Below are 16,927 nucleotides of genomic sequence, written 5' to 3'. Positions count from 1 at the left end.
AAAAGAGGGAAACCGCTTACTTGCGGCTCCCCTCCTCCAATTCTTATTATGCTTATATTTCTACGCGAAACGGAAGCTTTGCCGCCAGAGGCCGGCAAAGCCGTTTACGCTTGAAATATAGGAAAGAATATGACATATCCATCCTTTCTCTATATTTCTACGCGAAACGGAAGCTTTGCCACCGGAGGCCGGCAAAGCCGTTTACGCTTGATCGGCTGGCGTCGCTTTTTTATAAGCGGCCGGTGTTTGCCCGGTTACTTTTTTGAACATGCGGTGAAAATGGGGCAGACTTTCAAAGCCGCAGGCGTCGGCAATGAGCCGAACGTTGTCGTCGCTTGCCAGCAGCAGCTCCTTGGCGCGAATAATGCGCTTCGCCGTCACATAATCGGTGACATTCATGCCGGTAAGCTGCTTAAATACGCGGGAAAAATGGGCTGGCGTGACCGCCGCCATTTGCGCCAATACGGACAAGCCGAGCGGGCTCTCAGGATGCTCATCGATATAGTGAAGAATGTTCCGCATCCACAGCGGGCCGATCAACGGGCTATCCGCCTTGGCATATTCGCGGCTGCTTGCTATTATCCGGCGGTTCATCAGCAGCAATATATGCTCCAGCTGCAGCAATATCGCCTGCCGATAGCCGGGCTGCTGCTCGCGCTGCTCCAGCTCGAGCTCATCAATGAGCTGCACCAGCTTAAGCTGCTCCTGTGTTGTCGGTTCAAATTTGTAGCGCTTATGCTTTTTGGCATGGTCGAAGCAGCGCAAATACGAGAAGGTATCTCCGAATGACGCCGTCTGGACGAATAAGGTGCTGAAAAAAATCGCCGTCGACGTCACCGGCTCCTCCTTGTCAGGAAACGAGCGATGGATCGTATTGCCCGGAATAATGAATAAATCGCCGGGCTTCATATCGTAAAAGGTTTGGTCAATAAAAAAAGTGCCCTTGCCCTCATAAATATAGACGAGCTCATACCAGTCATGCAGATGATCGGGCAGCTCCGTCTGCCAATGCTTGCGGTCACGGTAGACGAAATCGAAAGGGAATGAGCTGCCAACCTCGAACGGCTTGCGAAACGGCTTCATAAGCGAAACGACTCCTCCTTGCGCCAATCTAGGCCAAGCGCGTTATGTTTCTATAGTCCAGCATAGCAAAAATCAAAATACAGTACAAATATGCAGGAATACGTTATTTTTAATATCATTATTGGCATTTATAATAAGAGCAAAGGGATAAACAGCAGTGGGAGCAGGTTTCGGCATTAGTGCGGATACTGCTTTGAAAACGTTAACAATTACACGTTCCTATTAAATTATAGGAAAGGATATGATTTTGCTAACCTTTCTCTATATTTCTCGGACTGAAATGCGCTGCGCCGCCAAAGGACGGCGAAAGCCGTTTCGCCTTGTGTGAAAATATCGTTTTATAGGGGGCAGCAACGATGAGAATTGATGCGCATCAGCATTATTGGGCAATTGAGCGGGGCGATTACGGCTGGATTACAGCAGAGGTTCCCGTGCTTTACCGCGATTATGGGCCGGAGCATTTGCAGCCGAGCCTGAATCGGCATGGCATTAGCTATACAATTGCGGTGCAAGCCGCTCCAACGCTGGCGGAGACCGATTATTTACTCGCCTTGAGCGACCGCACGGAGTCGATTGCGGGGGTTGTCGGCTATCTCGATTTGTTCGATCCCGAGCATTTAAGCCATTTTGAGCGTTTTGTTCGTCATCAGCGGTTCGTGGGGTTCCGCGTGATGATTCAAGAGCTGCAGGATGCGGGTGTGATTTTGCAGCAGACGTTCGTTGAAGCACTGAAGCAGTATGAGCAGCGGGATACGCCTATTGACCTGCTCCTCACCTCGCATCAGCTTGATTCGCTCGTTCAGGTTATGAAGCAGGTGCCGAATTTGCGCGGTGTTATTGATCATTTGGCGAAGCCGCGGATCGCGGCGGGCGAGCTTGACCCTTGGCGCAGCCAGCTGACGGAGCTGGCGCGTTATCCGAAGCTGTATTGCAAGCTGTCGGGAATGGTCACAGAGGCGAGCCACGATAGCTGGCGGCCGGAGCATTTTATCGCGTATATTCGCCATGTGCTGGAGGTTTTTGGCCCGGACCGGGTCATGTTCGGAAGTGATTGGCCGGTGTGCCTGCTGGCGGCGGGTTATGATGAAGTTGTGGATGTGCTGGAGCAGGCGCTGCCAGCCTCGTGGGGAGAGGCGGAGCGAAGCAAGCTGTTCGGACTAAATGCAAAGGAGTTTTATAAACTATGAGCCAGTTAAATAAGACGTTTCTAAGGCAGGAAGACCGTGAACGCTATGAGGCGGTTCAAGCAGGAAAAATAACGGTGCTGCAAATCGGCGAAGGCAACTTTTTGCGCGGCTTTGCCGATTGGATGCTGCAGGTATGCCATAAGCAGGGGCTGTTCGGCGGCGGAGTCGCGGTGACGCAGCCGCGTCCGGGCGGCAAACCGAAAATAGACGCTTTGGCCAAGCAGGATGGCCTTTATACGCTGGTCATTCGCGGATTGGAAAATGGCGCGGCTGTTGAGCGCAAGGAAGTCGTCACCGTATTTGCGAAAGCATTTGATCCCTATTCGGAGTGGGAAGCGCTGGTGCAGCTTGCGGAAAGCAAGGATTTGCGTTTCGTCGTCTCTAATACGACAGAGGCGGGACTTGCCTACAGGCCGGAGCCGCTGCAGGAAGGCCAGCCGATTCAGTCTTACCCGGGCAAGCTTGCTTATTTGCTGTATCGCCGTTTTCTCGCATTCGAAGGCGCATCGGGCAGCGGCTTGATCTGCCTGCCTTGCGAGCTGCTTGAGCGCAATGGCGATGAGCTGAAAGCTTGCGTCCTGCGCTATAGCGAGGATTGGGGCTTCCCGCAGGCGTTCAAGGATTGGGTGGAGCAGGACAATCGCTTCTTGAACTCGCTTGTAGACCGGATCGTGACGGGCTACCCTGATGAGCAGCAGGCGCAGCAATGGTTTGCGGAGTGGGGCTATGAGGACCCGATGCTGACGACAGCGGAGCCGTACCATTTTTGGGCAATTGAAGCGGAGCCGGAGCTGCATGAGCAGCTGCCGCTGCGCCGGGCAGGGCTGAACGTGCATTTTGTAGAGGATTTGAAGCCGTTTCAGCTGCGGAAGGTGCGGATACTGAATGGCGCCCACACGCTGATGACGCCGCTTGCGCTCGTCCATGGACTGGAGCAGGTGCGCGAGGTGATGGAGCATGCGGAGTTTGGCCCCTACGTGCGTGAAGCCGTAGAGATGGAGATTATTCCTGCTCTGCCGTTGCCGGAAGATGAGCTGAAAGATTATGCCGCTGCGGTGTACGAGCGGTTTCTCAATCCGTTCATTCGCCACCGACTTGCCGATATTGCGATGAACAGCATCAGCAAGTTCAAGGTCAGACTGCTGCCATCGCTGCTGGATTATGCAGATCGCGGTCAGCCAGTGCCAGCACGTCTGGTGCGCGCTTTTGCCGGATTGCTCCGCTACTATAAAGTAGAGAGCGATGGAGCAGGCGCATATACAGGTACGGATTTGCTCGGCACCGTCTATACGGTACGCGACGATGCCGGAGCATTAGCGGCGCTTGCAGCGGCGTGGGCTTTCGAAGACGCTGGTCAAGGCTCAGCAGCAGCGGCGGGCTCGGCACATGCACAAGCAGAGCGGCTGCTGGCGCTAAGCGAGCTATGGGGACGCGACTTGCAGGCAGTGCCAGGCTTGGTGGAAGCGGTAGCTTCACAATTAGAGGAACTGGAGCGTGGTGCACATGAATAACTGGGTTCGGCTTAATGAGAAGGATCAGGTCGTTATTGCGCTTACGCCGCTTTCTCAAGGGGATAAGCTGACACTTGAAAATGGCAGGGAGCTGGAACTGCTCGAAGACGTGCCGAAAGGGCATAAAATCGCCGCTGCTCCAATTCCACAGGACGCGCATGTGCTCAAGTTTGGCTATTCCATCGGCATCGCCAAGTCGGATATTCCAGCAGGCAGCTGGGTGCATACGCATAATATTGGGACTGGGCTAAAAGGCTTTCTGGAATATTCGTATGATCCGGCAAAGGGCCGCGAGGAATCGGCAGCGCCAGCTGCGAGCTCGGCGAATCGTGCGAGCCAGACGTTTCAAGGCTATGTGCGGGATGGCGGCGAGGTCGGCATTCGCAATGAAATTTGGATCATTAACACGGTCGGCTGTATTAACAAAACCTGTGAAATCGTAGCGCGGCGGGCAGATGCGATGTATGCGGGCCGCGTCGATGGTGTTTATCATTTCGCCCATCCGTTTGGCTGCTCGCAGCTTGGCGACGATCTACAGCACACGCAGAAGCTGCTCGCTTCGCTTGTGAACCATCCGAATGCGGCAGGCGTGCTCGTAATGGGACTCGGCTGTGAAAATAACCAGATCGACCTGTTTAAGCAGGCGATTGGCGATTACAATCCGGAGCGCGTCAAGTTTATTAAGTCGCAGGAGGTCGAAGACGAGCTGGAAGCTGCGCTTGAGGAAATCGACGCTCTTGTCGAATTCGCAGAGCGCTTCAAGCGGGAGCCGGTACCGGTTGCGAAGCTCAAGCTGGGGCTCAAATGCGGCGGCTCAGATGGCTTGTCGGGCATTACGGCGAATCCGCTTGTCGGAACGGTATCCGATCGCTTGATTGAAGCGGGCGGAACGGCGATTTTGACCGAGGTGCCGGAAATGTTCGGCGCGGAAACGATATTGATGAATCGCGCAGACAATGAGCAGGTTTTTGGGAAAATCGTGCATTTGATTAATGATTTTAAGCAATATTTTATCCGTCATGATCAGGAAATTTATGAAAACCCTTCGCCGGGCAACAAAGCTGGCGGCATCAGTACGCTGGAGGAGAAGTCGCTTGGCTGCACGCAAAAGGGCGGTCACGCGCTGGTGAAGGACGTTGTTCCTTATGGCGAGCGTGTTTCGCATACGGGCCTGAACTTGCTGGAAGCGCCGGGCAATGATCTCGTATCGGTAACGGCATTGTCCGCAGGCGGCGCACATATCGTGCTGTTTACGACAGGTCGGGGAACGCCATTCGGCGGTCCGGTGCCAACAGTGAAGATCGCGACGAACAGCGAGCTGGCAGGCCGCAAAAAGAACTGGATCGATTTCAACGCGGGACAACTGCTCGAGGGCAAGACGATGAACGAGCTGACCGATGAGCTGTGGGATCAATTGCTGGCGCTCGCTTCTGGCGAAGCGAAGACAAATAATGAACGCAATGGCTTTAAGGAAATTGCGATTTTCAAAGACGGCGTTATTTTGTAATCGGAGGGAAAAGGATGAAATATCGACAACTAGGAAAAACCGGACTGGATGTATCGGTGCTCAGCTTCGGCGCATCTTCCCTCGGTTCTGTATTCAGGGAAACGAATGAGGAAGAAGCGATTCGCACCGTTCATAGCGCCTTGGATGCAGGGATCAACTATATCGACGTCTCGCCTTATTACGGAATGACAAAGGCGGAGACGGTGCTCGGCAAGGCGATAAAGGAGCTTCCGAGAGATCAGTTTCTGCTCTCGACTAAAGCGGGCCGCTATGGCGTGGACAGCTTTGATTTTTCCGAAACCCGGATTATTAGCTCTCTTGAAGAAAGCTTGCAGCGGCTCAATACGGATTACGTTGATTTTATGTTCCTTCACGATATTGAGTTTGTTTCGCCTGAGCATGCGGCACAGGGCATTCCAGCGCTGCAAAAGCTCAAGGAGCAGGGCAAAATCCGACACTATGGCATTTCCGGCCTGCCGCTGCAGCTATTCGAGAAATGGCTGCCGCATACGGAAGTCGATGTTATTTTATCCTACTGCCATTATTCATTAAATGACACGTCGCTGCTCGGCCTGCTGCCGCTCATTGAGCAGCATAATGTCGGTTTGGTGAGCGCATCACCGTTGTCGATGGGCCTGCTTGGCACAAGAGGCACGCCGGATTGGCATCCGGCAAGCGCTGAGCTGAAGGCCGCCTGCCTGCGCGCTGCCGAGCATTGTGCAGCGCAAGGGACAGATATTGCGAAGCTGGCGATGCAGTTTGCCGTAGCGAATGAGCGAATTCCGACGACGCTGGTTAGCACAGCGAATCCGGAAAATATCCGCCGCAACGCGGCATGGATAGAGGAGCCTATGGATGAGCGGCTGCTAAAGGAAGTGCTTGAATTGCTGGCACCGGTTGCAGATGTAAGCTGGATCAGCGGCTTGCCGGAATATAATGAGAAAATCGGCGTCGGCGGGCAAAGGAGCGCGACATCATGAAAGCCATTGTATGTGAGCAGCCAGACCGCCTCAAGCTGACGGAGCAGGAGCAGCCTGCTTTTGGCAGCGGCAGCGGTGAAGGTACATTCGCAGCTGGTCCGGAGGATGCTATTATTCGCATTCGCCGCATCGGCATTTGCGGGACAGATATGCATGCCTACAAAGGCAATCAACCTTTCTTTCAATACCCTCGTGTTCTCGGACATGAGCTGGCGGCTATTGTAGAGGCGGTTGGCGAAAATGTAGTCGGGCTTATGCCAGGTGATCAAGTCAGTGTCATTCCGTATATGCACTGCGGTACTTGCATCGCATGCAGACGCGGCAAAACCAATTGCTGCACCGCCATGCAGGTGCTGGGCGTTCATAGGGATGGAGGCATGCGCGAGCTGATTGTGGTTCCCGCCACCCATCTGATTAAGACGGATGGCCTGACGCTGGATATGGCGGCCATGCTGGAGCCGCTTAGCATTGGCGCCCATGCCGTGCGCCGGGCGGAGGTGGAAGCGGGCGAGACCGTGCTCGTCATCGGAGCAGGGCCGATAGGGCTTGGCGTTATGGCGTTTGCCAAGCATAGGGGAGCAAGGGTCATTGCGATGGATATAAATGAGGAGCGGCTTGCTTTTTGCAAGGATTGGGCTGGTGTAGATGAAACGGTTCATGCTATGCAGCAGCCGAAAGAGCGGATCGCGGAGCTGACAGCGGAAGAATTTCCAACGGTCGTATTTGACGCAACGGGCAATGCCCGCTCTATGACGGATGCCTTCGGCCTGACAGCGCATGGCGGCAAGCTGGTTTATGTTGGACTCGTGAAAGCGGACATTGCCTTTCATGATCCAGAATTTCACAAACGTGAGCTGACGCTGATGGGCAGCCGTAATGCAACTCGTGAGGATTTTGACACTGTGATCGAAGCGGTAGCCAGCGGCAGTGTGAAGGTGGATCGGTTAATTACGCATCGTTCGTCCTTTGAAGGCTTGATTAGCGTGTTCGACGAGTGGCTGAAACCGGAATCGAAAGTCATTAAAGCGATGATAGAGCTGTAACCTAATTCTTGCTATTGCCCATATAATGCGACTTATGCTAAAGTAAGCTTAGCTTTTCTGATCCTGTGTGAGCTAAGCTTACGTAGATGGCATGAGCTGTGCAGGAATGATAATGAAGGGAGGGCTGCGGCTCTTCCTTTTTTTAAATATAAGAATTTATAAGTTTTCCCTTATAAATACGCTTATATTTCTCGGACTGAAACGCGTCGCACCGCCAGAGGACGGAGACAGCCGTTTCACCTTGTATGAATAGGCCTTTATAAATAATAGTAGAGGTATAACTGGCAATAGCAGAGAGGGAGCTGAAGGATGAGTATTGTAAATGATTTATTGTCATATAATGAAAAATTTGTTGAGGAAAAGCGTTATGAACAGTTTCTGACCGACAAGTTTCCGGCGAAAAAGGTAGCGATTTTGACGTGTATGGATACTCGTCTTGTTGAGCTGCTGCCACAAGCGCTGAATTTGCGCAATGGCGATGCCAAAATCATTAAAAACGCAGGTGCGATTTTGACTCAGCCGTTCGGCAGTGCGATGCGTTCTATTTTAGTCGCTGTCTATGAGTTGGGTGTAGAGGAAGTGCTCGTTATCGGGCATTACGGCTGTGGCATGAACAATTTGGATACGCAGGGCATGGTCAATAAATTCAAGGAAAACGGCATTTCTGAAGTCGTTATCGAGACGCTCGAGAGCTCCGGCATTAAGATGGACCGTTTCTTGAAGGGGTTCGACAAAGTAGAGGAGGGCGTTATGGACAGCATCGGTATTATTCGCAACCATCCGCTGATGCCTGCCCATATTCCTGTGCATGGCTTCGTTATTGATCCGGAGACAGGACGCCTTGATCTGGTGGATGAAGGCTATAAGAAGGACTGATTTATTCGGAAAAATAGCATACAAACAAGCCTCTGTCGCATGAAGCGAGAGGGGCTTGTTTTTGTATACTTAAGTTGGGCGTACGTGGTGTTAAGCTTGACTCGTCTTCGCGGCTGTCGTGATCATCCACGGGATGCCGAATTTATCCTCCAGCTGTCCGAACAGCGAACCCCAAAATTCTGGACTCAGCTCTTTTTTCACCGTTCCGCCCTCTGACAGCTTATTGAAAGCCTCATGGGCTTCCACTTCGCCTTCGAATTCCAAGCTTAAATTAATGGCACTTCCATGGGTCAGCGTCTGGTAAACGGCATCGCATAGCATGAAGCTAACACCAGCGGCCTCCATCTCAAGATGAAGAATTCTGTCCTTTGCATCCTCTTGCGTATTCGGCAAATCCCCGAATTTCATAATAGAGATGATTTCCCCTCCAAGCGCCTGAATATAAAATTCAGCCTGTGCTTTAGCATCCTCCGAGAAAAAATAAGTAGTGAGCTTCGCCATTGTTCAGCATCCTTCCCATTTATGAAATGTATAGGCTTGTACTCTGTTCAGTATAGCCTGTTTTTCGAAAATTTCTTTATATTTGTTTGGGAAGTCGTCAAGCTGTTTCGGCAGGAGCGTTCATATTATAACGAATGGGTCGGCGAAAAAGGTCGTGATTCCGACGGCTTTGACGATTAGGAACAGCTGCTCGGACATATAATAACTGGGTGAAAAAGGCTCATCGCTGCATGAATGGTTTGGATTCCCTTGCGGTTACCCTTCTTCAGCCTGTTTACGAGCAGGCCCCGTTATGCTATAATGTGGGCACAAGTTAATATTCGGTCGGAGAAACGGAGACACCGCAGAAACCTTTTGCATTGCGCTAGATGTTGCGCAGCTTAAGGTGTTTGCGGTTTTTTCGTTTTCCTTTTTTAATTAGGATATTGGACAAGGACTAGCTGAAAAGGTGGAATAGACGATGAGCAAACAGACAGGATCGGCAAAACAAGGTGCTTTTAGCGCATTAAATCGGGAACAGCTTTATCGCAGTCTAGGCGAGGAAACCTTCGATTTGCTCGTTATCGGCGGCGGCATTACGGGAGCAGGCATTGCGCTAGATGCCCAGACCCGCGGTATCAAGACGGTGCTTGTAGATATGCAGGATTTTGCGGCAGGAACATCGAGCCGTTCGACGAAGCTTGTTCACGGCGGTCTGCGATATTTGAAGCAGCTGGAAATCGGCGTTGTAGCGGAAGTTGGCAAAGAACGTGCGATTGTGTATGAGAACGGTCCGCATGTGACGACGCCCGAATGGATGCTGCTGCCTTTTTATACAGGCGGCACCTTCGGCAAGTTCTCGACCTCGCTCGGCCTGCGCGTATATGATTTTCTGGCAGGCGTTAAACGCGGCGAGCGCCGGAAAATGTTCAGCGTAGACGAGACGATGAGCAGAGAGCCGCTGCTGAAGCGCGAGGGCATGAAGGGTGGCGGTTATTATGTGGAATACCGCACCGATGATGCGCGTCTGACGATTGAAGTGATGAAGAAGGCTGTGGATATGGGCGCTCTGGCGATCCCTTATGTGAAGGTGGAATCGTTCATCTATGAGGACGGCAGAGTTGTTGGCGCTAATGTGCGCGACCTGCTGTCTGGAGCCGAGAGCAAGGTGCGTGCCGTTAAGGTTGTCAATGCGACAGGCCCATGGGTCGATACGCTGCGCGAGCAGGATGGCTCGAAGCAGGGCAAAACGGTTCATTTGACTAAAGGTGTGCATTTGGTTTTTGACCAATCGCGCTTCCCGCTGCATCAAGCGGTGTATTTCGATACGCCGGATGGACGTATGGTGTTCGCAATTCCGCGTGACGGCAAAACGTATATCGGCACAACCGATACGAACTACAAGGCAGATAAGGCGCATCCGCGCATGACGAAGCAGGATCTGGACTATATTTTGCAGGCGGCGAATTTCATGTTCCCTTCGATCAAGCTGAAAGCCTCCGACGTGGAATCGAGCTGGGCTGGCCTCCGTCCGCTTATTCACCAAGAAGGCAAAGATCCTTCGGAAATTTCGCGTAAGGATGAGGTATTCGTCGCAGGGTCTGGGCTGATCTCAATTGCAGGCGGCAAGCTGACGGGCTATCGCAAAATGGCGGAAAGCGTCGTGAACACGGTAAGCGCGCAGCTCACAGCGGAAGGCCGCAGCGGCATTCGCCCAAGCGGTACGAAAAATCTGCCCTTGTCGGGCGGCGACTTTGGCGGCTCCTCCCATTTCCCAGCCTTCGTTGCCAAGAAAACGGAGGAAGGCGTTCGTGCGGGGCTGTCTCGTGCAGAGGCGGAGCGGCTTGCCCGCCATTTTGGCACCAATGTGGACCGGGTCATTGGCCTTATCCCGCAATACAAAGACCAGGCAACAGCTAGCGGGCAAGAGCTTCCGCTCAGCCTGCGCATTGAGCTGATGTACGCTCTGGAGCATGAGCTGACGACGAAGCCGGCGGATTTCTGGATTCGCCGTACAGGCAATCTGCTGTTTGACCGCGCTCGCGTTCTGCAGTGGAAGGAAGCAGTGCATGCCGAGATGGCCGCGCTGTTCGGCTGGTCGGAAGAGACGAGCGCAGCTTATGCTGCTGAGCTTGCGCAGGAGCTGCATTATGCAGTGACGCCAGTGGGGCAGGAATAATAGCGGTAATATAGCGTCGAAACGGACAGCAGCTAGTGTATGCACAAGCCGCGGCCGCCTACTAAATAAGCTTCCTTTATACACCATTCGTGTATGAAGGGAGCTTTTTTTTGATTCCTTTTTATTGAAATTGAGGTTGTTCTATTAATAAACGAGCTTAAAAAGTCGATATATATTTTAATATTATAGTATAAGTATGTAAATTAGTCCTGTTATATATCATTTAGACTGTAACATTATTCCCTGTACTATAACTTTATGGTACAGCTGGAGCTTAGGCAGATTGAAGGAGATGACAAAATGGCCTTATTTTCCGTTAGCTATGAAGAATTGCGAATACTTCCTTTTGACATGAGATTGCATCATGTGCTGCTCGTCAAGAAAGTTCATGATCACGCCAAATTGACGTTTACGGGCATCATTCCGGAGGAAAAGGAAGATTATTATGTTCGAATGGCGGATGATCAAACCCCTATCGAGCTTCTTTATACCGAAAAAAGCGGGAAGCAGCATCGGCTGTTTCATGGCATGATCATGAAGCTCCACGTTCGCGTAGAAAACCACGTTTATTGGCTGGAGGCGGAAGCCGTGTCGCATACACACGCGATGGATCTCAAGCCGCAAACCCGCTCCTTTCAAAATCAAGCGATGCTCCTCCCCGATCTCATGCAGCAAATCAGCAGCTATTATCCCAAAGGACAAACGTTCAATACGTTCGATGAAAATAAAAAGCTCGGTGCCTATACGCTGCAATATCAGGAAACCGACTGGCAGTTTTTGAAGCGTCTCGCTTCCCGCTATCATTCGGTGCTCGTTCCTGTCACGACCGAGGACTGCATCCGCGTGTATGTGGGCATTCCAGAATATCGGGACGCAGGAAAAATCGAGGCGACGCATTACCGGATGTACAAGGATTTGGTCGCTTATAAACAAGAAGCATCGATGGAAAATTCCGGCCTTAGCGAGCAGGATTACATTTGCTACGAAATCGTGCTGAACAATCGGGTGCTTGAGCTGGGCGATAAAGTGACGTTCAAAGGGCATAAGCTTCATGTATTTGAGGTGCGCACGGAAATGCAGCAGGGGCTGCTCAGCCATCGGTATACGCTTTGCTTGAAGAGCGCGGCTTATCGCCGCAAGCGGCATAATGCCAAGCTGATTGGCGCGTCGATTTCGGGGAAAGTGATGGAGGTAGTGCGCGATGAGGTGAAGGTGCAGCTAGATTACGATCAGAACTGGAGCCTTGCCATTGCCAGCCCATTCCCTTATTCCACGATGTACGCGTCGGACGATCAGACAGGCTGGTACTGCATGCCGGAGAAAGGCGACAGCGTGCGGATTTATTTTCCGAATGCGAAGGAGGCCGAAGGGATTGCACTCAGCTCGGTGCGGAAGAAGGTGCCGGAGGAAGCGATGAGTGCGGGGGCATCGTCAAGTTCAGGAAGTGGCGGCGCATCCGCATCGGCTGGATCAACAGGTGGGAAAAGCCAAAGTGTAACGACGACGGTCGTCCAGCAGGAGCAGCTGCAGCCGGTCATTAACTATAACAAGGACTTGAAGGACGATTTAATGGCGAATCCGAACACGAAGTTTTTGCTGACGCCAACAGGGCAAAAGATCACCTTCGAGGAAGACAAAATCACCATCACCGGCGCGACCGGAGGGGCCACGATTACGCTGACAAGCGCAGGCACGATCATTTTGAACTGTGAAAATAAAATTATGCTGCAAGCGAGCAAGCAGATAGAGATGGTTGGCGAATCGATCATGATGGTGGCGAACCAGATCGAAATGTCCACGAAGGATGGCAACGGGGGAATTACGATTGACCAAGGCCAGGTCGTCATTAAAGGAATTGAAGTGCTGATGAATCAGTAGGCAATGAACACCATAGATAGGAGTACAAGCGATGCACGATATGGAAGTGTGGCAGCAATTTTTAGAAGAGGATGTTATCCCGCAGCGCAATGCGCAAATTCGGGCGTTGCATCATTATTATGTGAAAAATAAAGCGTGGATCGCGGCTGAGTTCAGCGCGCTGTTTGACCGATTTTGCCAAGCGGTGCTGGCTCGGCAGCAGGAAGGGCTTTTGCAGAAATGCGCCTATATCCACATCTCCTTGCTGCGGACAAGCCTGAACGAAGGTCATCCCGTCTATATGCTGGAAGCGAGCGATAGGGAGACGGATGGTAAGGTGGGGCTAGGCCCTTTTCGCTATGAGGCGGGGTGGATTTATGGCTTCGCAGAGGCTTGGGATCAGGGCTGCGAGGAGCGGCGCAAGCGGTATATGAACCGGATTGAGCGCCATTCGTTTGAGGTTTGGATGAAGGAGCAGCTGTATCCGTTTCATGTATATATGGTGCATGCGGCGCGGTATGCGATGGATGGGGTTCGGGAGCTGGCTTCTTTTCAGGAGATCGAGAAGGATGATTCGTTTGAGGTGCGCGTAGGCGAATACCGGGATCAAGAGATTAGCGAGTCGGTCTATTGCGTGAAGGAGCGGCAGCGGACGTCGATTACGTGCAAGGGCTGGCTGGAAAACAAGCTGGATCAGGACTATATCTATGAGCATATTGCTGGCGTGAACCTGATGCGAGGGGAGTACGAAGGAATCGACGTGAATTATACGAGATTTGAAGAGGTGACGCTGACGGGCAGCACGCTTGCGAATAGCCGCATGCTGGGCACGAGATTCGAGCGGTGTGTGTGCGATCAGGCGGATTTTCAGGATTGCCTCGTCTATGATGCCGATTTTCGCGATTGTGACCTGACCTATGCGCGGTTCGATGGCGTCCTCGGCAATCGGGACTATGTGGCAGAAGCGCATGGTCTCGTGTTCGGGATGAACGGCGTGCAGTTCCAAGGGGCAGACCTGACGTATGCGAGCTTTCGGGGTGCGAAAATCGCGGCAGATTTTACGGGAGCCGAGCTGCTTGAGGTGGATTTCACGGGAGCAGATTTAACAGGCAGCCGCATGCTGGAGCGGGATGCGCTGCGGGTAGAGCTGACGGAGGAGCAGCGGCAGATGATCAGCTGGGTAAAGGAGCCGGTGCATGAGCATGCGTAGAGAGTGGGGAGGAGAAGGGGAATGGCACCCGCATGAGCTCGAGAACGCGATGGAATATTTCGTGCTGGAGCATGATCGGCGCTTGCCGTCGAACGGGGCGAACCTCGCTTTTCCCGAGCGGATGCTGAGAGGCTACCGCTATGCGGAGCAGCAGGAGATGGTGTACGTCAAGAAGGGAAGCCGGCTCAATCCGGGCTGTATGATTGAAAATCCGCTGCTGCTCGTAGGCGCTGAGCTGCGGGCGGTCGTCAGCCGAATGGTTCCGAATATTGGCTATAAGAGCGTCATCGTCATGGATCTGGAGCAGCAGGGACAGTTTTTTTATGACTGGATGGATGTGCAGGAGGTTCCTTGCTTAGCGCCAGAGCGGACCGTGACGGAAAACGGGCGAGTGAGCAAAATGTGGGTAGATCCTTGGGCGCTGCAAGATGCTGCGATTTTCCAGATTCCATACTACCGCAGCCGTGTGCTGGTGGCGCGTGTAGATATAGCGGAGGGGCTGCTGCGGAAAAGCTTGTATGGGCTGAGTGTGAGACGAATTGAGTTGGTGGGGGGAATCGGTTGAAATGGGGCATAGAGAAACCGTCTTGAAAAAAGCGACACTTAAGGGCTTGCTGGAGTCTCCATGGCGAAGCGAGGATACATATGTGACGGCAGGGGCGTATATGCATTGCTCCTACGGTTCACACGAGGAGGTGCTGAATAAGCCGGAGCCGAATGGCATCTATATTAACGGCAGCCCGATGCTGACCGTAGAAGATTGCAAAGTATCTGGCTCCACGCCGAATACGATTGTGGGTATCCCATTTGATCGAATGGGGAAAGAAATCGATGGGAACTTTTATTCCTTTGGCTTTTGCCGAAGTGATCTGCATCCGATGAAGCTGGCGGAATCAGCAGGTGCCGGGCCGTATGCGGATCCTTCCTATATGGTAGATCCAGATCCGGACGAGCCGACCTTTAGCCGACCGATTTACCCTTGTGCGCCCAAGCTGATGGAAGCTCCGGCTCCATCGGGAGCACCATTTAAATCTGCGCCGCCGATGGGGCTGCCAAGCGGATTGCCATCGCTTAGTGCGATGCTGGAGAAGCTGAAAGGGCCGCAATGGACAAACGGCAGCCCGAGCGTATCGATTCAAGGGGCAGCTGCGTTAACGAGCAAATCCTGTTTGTTTTGCCAGTATGGAGGACAAATTCGGTTGCTGACCAATGGGATGGATCCGGCACCTCCGGAGTTTTCCGTGAGATAAGGGGAAGGAGGGAGGTGACAGCATGGAAGTGAACTATGAAGGAGACGGCTACCAGCTGGTATGGCCTTATAAGCTTAAGGCCGTGCGCAGCTTTCGCATCGAGCGGAAGTTCAATGCACATGCGAAATGTACCTTTACAGCGGAAATGACGGAAGCAGAAGCTGAGGCCTGTATAGGCAGAAGCAGCTTCGAGGACAGCCTAATCATGCGCAGGCCCGCTGAGCCCAAGGCGGAAAGCTGGTTTGCCGGGGGCATTACGCATGTAGACATTGAAATGGAGGATGGCATTCCTCACGTCAAGGTCGAGGCGCTGTCGCGCACATATGCAATGGATTTGGAGCCGAAAAATCGTTCATATCAAAATAAGCATCTGACGTATACGGATGCGATTCTGCAATTGGTCAAGAACTATCCCCGCGGGGATGCGCAAAATATGGCGACGAGCGACCAAGCGACTCTTGGCTCCTTGATGGTCCAGTTCGAGGAGACGGATTGGCAGTTTTTGAAGCGGTTGGCGTCGCGGGTTGGGACGGTCATTTTGCCCGATGTAGTAATGGATACCCCTCGCGTGTATTTTGGCGTCCCCGACTTGTCCTGGGGGAAGGAGCTGAAGGCGAAGCGCTATACGGTTCTGAAGAATCGCGCCGCCTATGAAGAGCTGAAAGCCCATGCGGAAGGCAGTGATGCGGATCTTATTCACGAAGCAGACTTCGTCAGCTACCGGATAACCAGCGAGCAATTTTGCCAGGTTGGGGACGATGTCGTATTCAAGAAGCAGATGTGGGTCGTAGCGGAGTCGATCATCAGCTATGCCTCAGGGCTGCTGACCTATGAGTATGTGCTGGTCCGGCGCCAGACGCTGAGGCGGAAATCCCGGCAAAATGAAGGGATTCAGGGTGTCTCCTTGGAAGGGCGCGTCGTGAAGCGGGCGAACAATATGGTTAAGGTGCATTTGGACATCGACAACGCACATGATGAGCAGGGAAACTGGTGGTTCCCGTATTCGGGGGAAGGCAACAATATGTTTCATGTGCTGCCCGATGAGGGTGCACGGATTAAGGTGTATTTTCCAAGCGGTGTGGAAAAGAAGGCAATGGCGATCAACTCGGTGCGAGGCGGAAGCGAGGAGATGAAAAGCCGGACGGTGTTCCAGAAGCCGACGACGAAGGTGTTCGAATCGCCGGGAGCGGCCAAGATGCAGCTGGGGGACGATGGGGTTCTTTTTGAAAAAGGAACGGTCAGCCTGCATTTGGACGGCGGAAACATCACGGTGAACGCCAGTGAAGATGTACTGCTGGTTGCGGGCAATAAGGTAGAGCTGGGCAGCGGGAGCGAGAAGGGGATTCTTGAATCGATTCGAATGCGAGCTACGAGTCAGGTTGCTTTGCAAACGAATGCGGACCATTATGTGCTGATCAGCGATAACCGGGTCGGCATCAAGAGCGGCAAGCTGGATTTTCAGAAGGTGGAGGTGCCGTTTACTGAGCTGCTGACGGATGAAGAGATTGAACAGATGTATCTGGATGAGCAATTTTCCGAGCAGTTGGCTGCGAATATGGAGCAAGAAAAGCAGAAGTATAACGGGGCTCCAATATCGGAGGAATATTTGTACCAGAAGGTTCATCCTGCGACGAAGGAGCAAATGAAAAATGATCCGAACTTAGGTGCTAAAGCAAAGGACTGGATCAAGACGCAATCGACGGAAAAGCAGCAAGAGTTTTATCAGAAGAGGTATGGTCCTAAGTCGAGTGAACCAAGCAAAGA

14 protein-coding genes are annotated in these 16,927 nt (G+C 52.5%); 12 read left to right on the top strand and 2 right to left on the bottom strand.

The window, feature by feature from the left end:
* Positions 1–201: 201 nt before the first annotated feature.
* Positions 202–1,083, bottom strand: a complete 882-nt coding sequence (locus ABEW34_RS14715) for a helix-turn-helix domain-containing protein (protein WP_430159956.1) — start codon at positions 1,081–1,083, stop codon at positions 202–204.
* A 356-nt stretch (positions 1,084–1,439) separates the two neighbouring features.
* Here ABEW34_RS14715 and ABEW34_RS14710 point away from each other — a divergent pair, with 356 nt between their 5' ends.
* The 6 genes from ABEW34_RS14710 (at position 1,440) to ABEW34_RS14685 (ending at position 8,187) form a co-directional block, all read left to right on the top strand.
* A complete protein-coding gene (locus ABEW34_RS14710) occupies positions 1,440–2,270 on the top strand; it encodes an amidohydrolase family protein (protein ID WP_430159955.1) in 831 nt (276 codons plus the stop codon).
* Entirely contained in the window at positions 2,267–3,781 is a 1,515-nt protein-coding gene (locus ABEW34_RS14705; protein WP_430159954.1) for a tagaturonate reductase, read from the top strand. Before ABEW34_RS14710 ends, ABEW34_RS14705 begins: the two co-directional genes overlap by 4 nt.
* Entirely contained in the window at positions 3,774–5,288 is a 1,515-nt protein-coding gene (locus ABEW34_RS14700; RefSeq protein ID WP_430159953.1) for a UxaA family hydrolase, read from the top strand. The genes ABEW34_RS14705 and ABEW34_RS14700 overlap by 8 nt, the downstream gene beginning before the upstream one ends.
* Positions 5,289–5,302: 14 nt before the next feature.
* Positions 5,303–6,268: an aldo/keto reductase gene (locus tag ABEW34_RS14695; protein WP_430159952.1), complete on the top strand. Its 966-nt coding sequence runs from the start codon at positions 5,303–5,305 to the stop codon at positions 6,266–6,268.
* The gene (locus ABEW34_RS14690) at positions 6,265–7,311 is read left to right on the top strand and encodes a zinc-binding alcohol dehydrogenase family protein (protein ID WP_430159951.1); all 1,047 of its coding nucleotides are present in this window, start codon (positions 6,265–6,267) and stop codon (positions 7,309–7,311) included. The genes ABEW34_RS14695 and ABEW34_RS14690 overlap by 4 nt, the downstream gene beginning before the upstream one ends.
* A 309-nt stretch (positions 7,312–7,620) precedes the next feature.
* On the top strand, positions 7,621–8,187 hold the full coding sequence (locus ABEW34_RS14685) for a beta-class carbonic anhydrase (RefSeq protein ID WP_430159950.1): 567 nt from the start codon (positions 7,621–7,623) through the stop codon (positions 8,185–8,187).
* A gap of 90 nt (positions 8,188–8,277) precedes the next feature.
* On the opposite strand, the gene ABEW34_RS14680 is transcribed toward ABEW34_RS14685, so the two are convergent.
* Positions 8,278–8,688: a VOC family protein gene (locus ABEW34_RS14680; protein WP_430159949.1), complete on the bottom strand. Its 411-nt coding sequence runs from the start codon at positions 8,686–8,688 to the stop codon at positions 8,278–8,280.
* A gap of 460 nt (positions 8,689–9,148) precedes the next feature.
* Between ABEW34_RS14680 and ABEW34_RS14675 the strand changes: the two genes are divergently transcribed.
* The 6 genes from ABEW34_RS14675 to ABEW34_RS14650 form a co-directional block, all read left to right on the top strand.
* The gene (locus tag ABEW34_RS14675; RefSeq protein WP_430159948.1) at positions 9,149–10,846 is read left to right on the top strand and encodes a glycerol-3-phosphate dehydrogenase/oxidase; all 1,698 of its coding nucleotides are present in this window, start codon (positions 9,149–9,151) and stop codon (positions 10,844–10,846) included.
* A gap of 300 nt (positions 10,847–11,146) precedes the next feature.
* Positions 11,147–12,724, top strand: coding sequence for a contractile injection system protein, VgrG/Pvc8 family (locus ABEW34_RS14670; RefSeq protein ID WP_430159947.1), 1,578 nt, complete (start codon positions 11,147–11,149; stop codon positions 12,722–12,724).
* A 31-nt stretch (positions 12,725–12,755) separates the two neighbouring features.
* A complete protein-coding gene (locus tag ABEW34_RS14665; RefSeq protein ID WP_430159946.1) occupies positions 12,756–13,913 on the top strand; it encodes a pentapeptide repeat-containing protein in 1,158 nt (385 codons plus the stop codon).
* On the top strand, positions 13,900–14,478 hold the full coding sequence (locus ABEW34_RS14660) for a hypothetical protein (protein WP_430159945.1): 579 nt from the start codon (positions 13,900–13,902) through the stop codon (positions 14,476–14,478). Before ABEW34_RS14665 ends, ABEW34_RS14660 begins: the two co-directional genes overlap by 14 nt.
* Position 14,479: 1 nt before the next feature.
* On the top strand, positions 14,480–15,163 hold the full coding sequence (locus tag ABEW34_RS14655) for a DUF4280 domain-containing protein (RefSeq protein ID WP_430159944.1): 684 nt from the start codon (positions 14,480–14,482) through the stop codon (positions 15,161–15,163).
* A gap of 22 nt (positions 15,164–15,185) precedes the next feature.
* The coding region (locus ABEW34_RS14650; RefSeq protein WP_430159943.1) for a hypothetical protein at positions 15,186–16,927 on the top strand (1,742 nt) is incomplete at its 3' end.

Source organism: Paenibacillus algorifonticola (assembly GCF_050481745.1).
Taxonomy (GTDB): Bacteria; Bacillota; Bacilli; order Paenibacillales; family Paenibacillaceae; genus Pristimantibacillus; species Pristimantibacillus algorifonticola_A.
This window is presented reverse-complemented; position numbering and strand designations above follow the sequence as displayed.

Excerpts from the sequence above, each read along its gene's own strand:
- ABEW34_RS14695 (WP_430159952.1), top strand. The coding sequence starts at position 5,303 with ATGAAATATCGACAACTAGGAAAAACCGGACTGGATGTATCGGTGCTC.
- ABEW34_RS14665 (WP_430159946.1), top strand. The coding sequence starts at position 12,756 with ATGCACGATATGGAAGTGTGGCAGCAATTTTTAGAAGAGGATGTTATC.
- ABEW34_RS14710 (WP_430159955.1), top strand. The coding sequence starts at position 1,440 with ATGAGAATTGATGCGCATCAGCATTATTGGGCAATTGAGCGGGGCGAT.
- ABEW34_RS14685 (WP_430159950.1), top strand. The coding sequence starts at position 7,621 with ATGAGTATTGTAAATGATTTATTGTCATATAATGAAAAATTTGTTGAG.
- ABEW34_RS14670 (WP_430159947.1), top strand. The coding sequence starts at position 11,147 with ATGGCCTTATTTTCCGTTAGCTATGAAGAATTGCGAATACTTCCTTTT.
- ABEW34_RS14700 (WP_430159953.1), top strand. The coding sequence starts at position 3,774 with ATGAATAACTGGGTTCGGCTTAATGAGAAGGATCAGGTCGTTATTGCG.
- ABEW34_RS14715 (WP_430159956.1), bottom strand. The coding sequence starts at position 1,083 with ATGAAGCCGTTTCGCAAGCCGTTCGAGGTTGGCAGCTCATTCCCTTTC.
- ABEW34_RS14680 (WP_430159949.1), bottom strand. The coding sequence starts at position 8,688 with ATGGCGAAGCTCACTACTTATTTTTTCTCGGAGGATGCTAAAGCACAG.
- ABEW34_RS14660 (WP_430159945.1), top strand. The coding sequence starts at position 13,900 with ATGAGCATGCGTAGAGAGTGGGGAGGAGAAGGGGAATGGCACCCGCAT.
- ABEW34_RS14675 (WP_430159948.1), top strand. The coding sequence starts at position 9,149 with ATGAGCAAACAGACAGGATCGGCAAAACAAGGTGCTTTTAGCGCATTA.
- ABEW34_RS14655 (WP_430159944.1), top strand. The coding sequence starts at position 14,480 with ATGGGGCATAGAGAAACCGTCTTGAAAAAAGCGACACTTAAGGGCTTG.
- ABEW34_RS14705 (WP_430159954.1), top strand. The coding sequence starts at position 2,267 with ATGAGCCAGTTAAATAAGACGTTTCTAAGGCAGGAAGACCGTGAACGC.
- ABEW34_RS14690 (WP_430159951.1), top strand. The coding sequence starts at position 6,265 with ATGAAAGCCATTGTATGTGAGCAGCCAGACCGCCTCAAGCTGACGGAG.